The organism is Bradyrhizobium uaiense (genome assembly GCF_010811875.1).
GTDB classification, from domain to species: Bacteria; Pseudomonadota; Alphaproteobacteria; order Rhizobiales; family Xanthobacteraceae; genus Bradyrhizobium; species Bradyrhizobium uaiense.
Genome location: NZ_VKHP01000798.1, coordinates 1 through 248 on the forward strand (window position 1 = coordinate 1; position 248 = coordinate 248).

1 protein-coding gene is annotated in these 248 nt (G+C 59.7%); it reads left to right on the forward strand.

All coding sequences use genetic code 11. The annotated features are described in order from the left end of the window. Positions 1-248 (forward strand): hypothetical protein (locus FNJ47_RS47485; RefSeq protein WP_163163680.1); only part of this gene is annotated, 248 nt, incomplete at both ends.

Genomic DNA, 248 nt, shown 5'->3' on the forward strand with positions numbered 1-248 from the left:
GAGATCTTAGCTACCATATCGACGACTATCCGGGTGCGCTCGAGGCGATACGCTGCTCGCTCGTGGTCGGCTATCCCGCACAGGCTGTGCTCGCCAACCCCGAAGTCGTAGATGCCTACTTAGCCGCGTCCGTAGCCGAGCTTACGCTGAATGAGTTCATGGCCGGGCAGTGGCTGGTTTTGGAATTCGACTACGGGCAAGCCCTCTGCCCAGAACACTTGCTTGAGTGCCTCGTGCGCCTGATCCAC